General features: G+C 63.6%; 7 protein-coding genes. 4 read left to right on the top strand and 3 right to left on the bottom strand.

Going from position 1 to position 6,394, the window contains the following annotated elements; all coding sequences use genetic code 11:
* A partial coding sequence (locus ACSGDB_RS09150; protein ID WP_434994288.1) for a DM13 domain-containing protein occupies nucleotides 1-287 on the top strand: 287 nt, incomplete at its 5' end.
* A 79-nt stretch (nucleotides 288-366) separates the two neighbouring features.
* Here the strand turns inward: ACSGDB_RS09150 and ACSGDB_RS09145 are convergent.
* On the bottom strand, nucleotides 367-1,572 hold the full coding sequence (locus tag ACSGDB_RS09145) for an MFS transporter (RefSeq protein WP_434994287.1): 1,206 nt from the start codon (nucleotides 1,570-1,572) through the stop codon (nucleotides 367-369).
* A gap of 192 nt (nucleotides 1,573-1,764) precedes the next feature.
* Here ACSGDB_RS09145 and ACSGDB_RS09140 point away from each other — a divergent pair, with 192 nt between their 5' ends.
* Entirely contained in the window at nucleotides 1,765-2,244 is a 480-nt protein-coding gene (locus ACSGDB_RS09140; protein ID WP_434994286.1) for a MarR family winged helix-turn-helix transcriptional regulator, read from the top strand.
* An 801-nt stretch (nucleotides 2,245-3,045) separates the two neighbouring features.
* Here ACSGDB_RS09140 and ACSGDB_RS09135 read toward each other — a convergent pair.
* Together ACSGDB_RS09135 and ACSGDB_RS09130 are read right to left on the bottom strand one after the other, a co-directional pair.
* Nucleotides 3,046-3,189, bottom strand: a complete 144-nt coding sequence (locus tag ACSGDB_RS09135; protein WP_434994294.1) for a hypothetical protein — start codon at nucleotides 3,187-3,189, stop codon at nucleotides 3,046-3,048.
* A gap of 61 nt (nucleotides 3,190-3,250) precedes the next feature.
* Nucleotides 3,251-3,385: a peptide chain release factor-like protein gene (locus ACSGDB_RS09130; protein ID WP_434994293.1), complete on the bottom strand. Its 135-nt coding sequence runs from the start codon at nucleotides 3,383-3,385 to the stop codon at nucleotides 3,251-3,253.
* Between the two features lie 764 nt (nucleotides 3,386-4,149).
* On the opposite strand from ACSGDB_RS09130, the gene ACSGDB_RS09125 reads away from it, so the two are divergent.
* On the top strand, nucleotides 4,150-5,637 hold the full coding sequence (locus ACSGDB_RS09125; protein WP_434994285.1) for a phospholipase D-like domain-containing protein: 1,488 nt from the start codon (nucleotides 4,150-4,152) through the stop codon (nucleotides 5,635-5,637).
* Nucleotides 5,638-5,867: 230 nt separating this feature from the next.
* A complete protein-coding gene (locus ACSGDB_RS09120; RefSeq protein WP_434994284.1) occupies nucleotides 5,868-6,392 on the top strand; it encodes a hypothetical protein in 525 nt (174 codons plus the stop codon).
* Nucleotides 6,393-6,394 lie beyond the last annotated feature (2 nt).

Here is a 6,394-nt window from a genome sequence, read left to right as displayed (position 1 = left end):
TCGTTCAGCCCGACGGCTCACGGCTGCTGGCCATCGAAGGGCTCCAGACCACGAACGGGCCCGACGTCCATGTCTGGCTCAGCGCGGCCGACGTGGTCGAGGGTTTGGACGGGTGGTACACGGCCGGATCAGCGGAGCGCGTGGATCTCGGCCCGATCAAGGGCAACCAGGGGGACCAGGTCTACCCCATCCCGGATGACGTCGATCTCGACCGGTTCCCGGCCGTCGACCTCTGGTGTGTGCAGTTCGGGGTGTCCTTCGGCGCAGCGCAACTTTCCACCCTCTGAGCGAGAAACCTCACCTCGAATTATTGCGGCCGTAATCGAAAAGGAGTATCTCGTCTCGCCGGTCCGACGGAGCAGACGGTCATCGTGTTGGTGCGACGTGTCGGCTTGCGTCGAGGAGGTCGAGCTGAACGGGCCGATGCGGCCGGGCCGCGCGCGTCGTGGAGAGCGTCAGGACGACGACTGCGGCGAGCGTGATCACGGCGCCGGCCCAGATCGGGGAGGTGTACCCGAGTCCTGCGCTGATGGTGACACCACCGATCCAGGCGCCGAGTGCGTTGCCGATGTTGAACGCGCCGATGTTGGCGCCGGAGACGAGCGTGGTGGCTTCGCCGGCGTATTTCATGACGCGCATTTGCAGACCGGGAACGGTCGCGAATCCGAAACCGCCCATCAGAATGAGTGAAATGATTGTGGCGGCCTTGTTCTCGGCGAGCAGGGCGAAGACGACGAGGACCACGGTGAGCGCCGAGAGGATGATGAGCAGGCTGCGGTCCAGCGCACGGTCGGCGGCGCGTCCGCCGATGAGATTGCCCGCGAAGAGCCCTACGCCGAAGACGACGAGGAGCCACGGGACACCGCTGGAGGGGAAGCCGCTGACCTCGGTCAGGAGGTAGGCGATGTAGGTGAAGGCGCCGAACATGCCGCCGTAGCCGAGGATGGTGATGCTCAAAGACGCCCATACCTGGCCGGAACGGAACGCACGGAGTTCGCGGCGCAGGCTGATGGCAGTGTCATCGCGCCCGGTCGCAGGTACCAGGAGGGCGATGCCGATGAATGCGACGACCCCGATGACGGTAATGGCCCAGAACGTCGAACGCCATCCGAAGGCCTGGCCGAGGAAGGTGCCAAGGGGGACACCGAGGACGCTGGAGACCGTGAGGCCGGTGAACATGACGGCGATGGCACTCGCCTTCTTCTCGGGGGCCACCATCGAGCCGGCGACCACGGAACCGATGCCGAAGAACGCGCCGTGGCAGAGGGCTGCGATGATGCGACCCAGCATCATGAGGTTGTAGGTCGGTGCCACGGCGTCGAGCATGTTTCCCATGATGAACAGGACCAGCAGACCGAGCAGGACCTGTTTCCGGGGGAGTCGGGTCACTGCGGCCGTGACCACCAGAGCTCCGACCGCGACACTGAGGGCGTAGCCGGTGATGAGCCAACCGGCCTGGGCTTCGGTGACTCCGAAGGTGCCGGCGACCTCGGGCATGAGCCCCATGATGATGAACTCGGTCAGTCCGATACCGAACCCGCCCAGAGCGAGGGCTACAAGACCTTTGGGCATGATGATCCTTCTTCGAGGGGAACTACGTGGGAGACGCGCATGCGTGTTCGATCGGGGCGTGCCGCGGTACGAGTGGTTGCAGCAGTGGCGACAACCCGACCGGCCCATCGACTAAACTAGTTGCAGGCGCGGGTTATATCGTTGCACAAGAAGGTATGCCGCGCAAACAACTACTGTGGAGAGGTGTCTGCGATGAGTGTCGACGACAGTGCAATCGAGGTTCAAGCCCAGGGCTGGCGCACTCTGGCGGCGCTGCATAATCGGATCGAAGCGGAACTGGAGAGGGCGCTGCAGGACGCCGGCGAGCTTTCCGTCGTGGAGTTCACGATGCTCAGTGTCCTGGGCCGTCAGCCGGGATCGTGGCATATGCGGATGCAGCAGGTCAGCCGGGCAACAGCATTGAGCCCGAGTGCGACGACCCGCCTCGTGACACGTCTTGAGAAGCGCGGGCTGTTGCGCCGCATCCTCTGCGACGATGACCGGCGCGGCATCTACACGGAATTGACCCAGGCCGGAGCGGAGTTGCTGGGGTCGGTCCAGCCCGCCCACGAGCGGGCGCTAAGGAAAGCGCTGCAGGAGGCCCGTGAGGTGCCTGAACTCGCGCTCCTCGTCGACGCAGTTACAGGACTCGCCGGGGCAGCATCGGCTGTCGCCCGATCAGCGGCTCCGTGAGCTCCCGGGCACTCCGCTATTGACTGCCCACAGATTCGCGACCGGTTCCCGGATGGAACGCTGATACTCCAACCCACGCAATCGGGCCATGCCCACTGCATGCTCCACTGAAAAACAGATACACAGAGGCATAGACACGCAAGCCTCCGAGCGCTAGGAGGGGCGCTCTCTTCGGCATGCACCCCGCGCTCCGATAGGTGACATCGGCGGGTTGACGGCCGCGGATCCGACCGGGGGAGCATCGGGCAGGACCAGTCATGCGTTGACGCTCGCCTGCAGGCACGCACTGGGTCAGCACAGCGCAGACCGACAGAGTCACAGAGTTCCAGCGCGCCAGAAGATTGGTCCGGAGTGATCAACCACTACTGATGCAAAGATGCAGGAGACCTCCGCTCCTAGACGCGGATCCTCGAATCCGCGCAGGACCAGTACTGGGACATCTTGCAGAGTCCGCCTGCGTCACAAGGCACCAGCCACAGGAGCCATTACTCGCTGGTGGGCCGTCGACGTTGCCGCTTGGTCGCGGATCGCCGCTGCTTGTGCGCGGAACGGCGACGTTCCGAGCCGCGCGTGGGTCGCGTCGCGCTGCGCAATGGAGGCGCAGGGGCAAGTCCAGCGGCCACAATGTCGCGGAGCGACCCAAGGGCGATTTCGCGGTTACGCAACTGGGACCGCTGCTCCGACACCGTTACCGTGATCGCACCCGAGACAGAGCTCCGGGCGAACTGGTCAACGATTCGCATTCGTTGCTCATCGCTGAGCGCTGACGACTTGATTGGGTCCCCGTTAGCAGTCCAGTTGCTATGCGATAGCTAATTGGTTCTCTGCGGTCCAGCGTTTCCAGTATGTCGAGGGTGTCATTCCGTCGAGGGAGCCGTGGGGCCGTTCATGATTGTAGAGCCGGACCTTCGCGATGACCTGCTCCGGGGTATGTCTACGTGCCATGATTCGTGAATCTCCTCCTGCACCCATTATCGGATGCGAAACTCACACAACCACTGGACTCCTACCCGGGAACCCAACCAGACTCCGACGGCACCCAGGTGAGTTGCACCCGACTGTCAGAAGTGTTGACGTGCTGCCCGCCAGGCCCGGACGACCTGGAGAACTTCCACTGCAACTCGGTCGCCGGAATGATCACGTCCGGTGTCACCTTAAGATCCACGCAGCAAGCGTGACACGCCAAGTGTGTCCGGTGCCAAGCCTCAACTATCAGAGGTCGTTCCGTCAACGACTCAACCGTGCGCGACAGCGACCAGCGCCGCCGGGCGACCGGCGGGTGTGCCGTCGCTCGGAAAAACTTCCACCGGAACGCCGCACGTATCAACTCGTGTACTCACAGAGTTACTGAGTCCGGGAGTTCGGGCCTGACACTCCAATGTCATAGGTGCGGCTCGGGCTACGTCTGCAACTCAGGATCAACTCCCTCCAAGCTGCCGGAAGCCCTTCAGCGCGGGACCGGTGATCTCAACCCTCGATGAACTTTGGTCAATTAAAGGTCTTACCGATAGCGCGGTCTTGACCTGGCAGCGCGAAAAGCGCACCCTTGCTTTCACCAAGGCCTCCACTGTTGCCGCGGTGGGTCGGCCATTTCAAGCAACGTTGCGGGTAAGGGAAGCCTATGCGCGCGGCCACGGGAAGCGTTGGATCAGACCGGTCATCTGCCCGACGATCCGGAGCGGCTCCATTACCCGGACAATGCGGTGCATCACCCAGCCTTGAAGTACGACAGGCCGACCGGTACTTGTGTCAGTCCGCAGCTCCAGCGGCAGTCACCACATTCGGCCATGAGCACTCGGTAGACGCCCATTGGGAGGCCCGCCGGTCGTCGTCACGCAGTGGCCTGACCACTGGGGAGGGGCTGGCAACTGCTCATTCGCCCTTGAGGGGGAGCCAGGAAGCGCCATGTCCGGCGTGACGCCTCAGGACTGGTTCCTCAGTTCGTCGGAAACCCGTCAGCAACCCTCCAGTACCTCGGGCAATGCTGTTACGGCTCTTGTTGATGGTCAAGCCTACATGTCCAGGTTGCGTGACGAACTGCTTGCCGTATCGCAGGACGGTTATATCCATTTCGTTGGGTGGCGTCTGGCGCCGACCACCCGTCTTCTCGGCGACCTGCCGAATTCTCCTTCTGTGCGGGAAATCCTCGAAGGTCAGCTGAACGCTGGCGTCTCCCTCCGGGCGCTGCTCTGGTATGTTCCGGGAACGGTGGGCGATTTCGGGGCCGGTCACGGCGCAGAGAATCTTGAGATGGCACAGATCGTGGATCGAGGCGGTGGCGAGGTCGTGCTCGACGACCGGCTGCCTGGGGGAACGTTCGCCTCGCATCACCAGAAGTTCGTGGTCATGGGCGATAGCAGCCACGATGTTGCGTTCGTGGGAGGGCTCGATGTCGCTCCGGACCGGTGGGACCGCCCCGCGCACGATGAACCCGCAGGACGCCAGCGCGAACTGTTCGATGCCTGGCATGACGTTCAGGCCCGCATCGAAGGTCCTGCCGTCGGGCAGCTGTGGGACGGATTTACGGAGCGTTGGAATGACCCGCGCCGCCCCAACGGAGCACCATTCACTGCCGGCAACAGCTCACCCGCCCCGATCCCGGTCTCGGATCGTCCGAGCCCGCCAGGTCCTGGGACCTGTCACGTCCAGGTGGTGGCAACGTACCCGTGCCAGACCAGGGCGCACAGCGCGGGCGACCGGAAGGTCTATCCGTTCGCCCCAGACGGCGATCACACCTACGAGGCCGCCCTGATTAGGGCCATTGATGCGGCCGAGTTCTATGTGTACATCGAGGACCAGTACCTGTGGCCGTGCCGCGTCGTCGACGCCCTCGCCCGCGCGGCAGCGCGCGACGTATCCGTGATCCTACTGCTGACCAACAACTACGACGTGGCAGGTCTGCTTCCGTACCATAACTTCCTTCGCCAGCAATGCATCGACTTGATCCGCGCAGCTGCCCCCGATCGTCTTTTCACCTTTCACCTCCGGCAATCGGGGCAGGGAAACGATGACATCTACGTCCACGCCAAGACGATGATCGTCGATGACCGGTACGCCGTAATCGGCACCGCGAATATCAACCGTCGGAGTATGTCCACCGACACCGAGATCGGGGTGGCCATCGTCGACTCGGTGATCGAGGACGCGGAAATCGGTGGGCAACCAGTGCAGGCCTGCCGATTCGCACGCGACTACAGGATGCACCTGTGGCGGGAGCATCTCGGGTCAACCATCGAGGATCCGCTCAATACTGATGGATCGCCCCGCGGTTGGCCGGCCGGTCTGGGACAGCCCACCGGCCACGTCCTCGTCCACACCGTTCCGCAGCCCCGATTCTGTGATCCGGGGTTCATTCCGTTCGTCCTCATGAATCCGGAGACGACATGCCCATAAGACCCGTTGGTGGGGAGCTCCCGTCCGGACCTGGTGGCCGTCCGTTCGTCGGCGGCATCGTGCACGGGCCCACTGACAATGACCTGTTGCCCCATGTCCCGGCGGGTTTCCCGCTGTCGTATTTCTATGGGACCGACCCGTTCACCGCCTGGCTCGGAGCATCGACACCAGCCAGGCCCGGCCGCCCCGTAACCCCCTCCGGGCCACCCGCATGGACCGAAGATGTGCGATTGGAGCGCTTCACAGGCCAGCGCGTCACCAAGGGTCCGCTGCGCGGCAGCTATCAGCACATCGTCGAGTTCTCCGCGACGCGTGAGATCTCGATCGAACTACCCCAGCCGCACGGAATGGTCGCGCTGTTCGGCAGGAATCGAACAGTGAAGGAACCCGATCGGTGCCGTCTGGTCTTCATCCGTGAACCTGAGCATGGCCAGCTCAGCGGCGTCGACATTTCCGGGGCCTTGCGGTTCCGGTTACCCCGCGGGACGGCACGCCCCGTCATCGAACGCAACGGCCGATGGCAGGACGCCGAAACGACACACGTGATCGTTCCGCTCGGCAACGCTGTCATCAGCCTGCGGCGGGGCCGCACGCCGCATCTTTCACGGCCCTTGGACGTGCCGCCACTCACGGTTCGTCTCGGGCCGACACAGATGGTCGCCAAGTTGATAGCGACTCGCGTCGATCTGGCCGGCACAGCCTCAAGACCACGAATCCGCTTCAGCGGCGTCCGGCTCACCTATCTTTCACACTGAGG

This window comes from Arthrobacter sp. Ld5 (genome assembly GCF_051172775.1).
GTDB lineage: Bacteria > Actinomycetota > Actinomycetes > Actinomycetales > Micrococcaceae > Arthrobacter_D.
The sequence above is the reverse complement of the archived record's forward strand: the minus strand, read 5'-3'. Positions and strand labels throughout refer to the sequence as shown.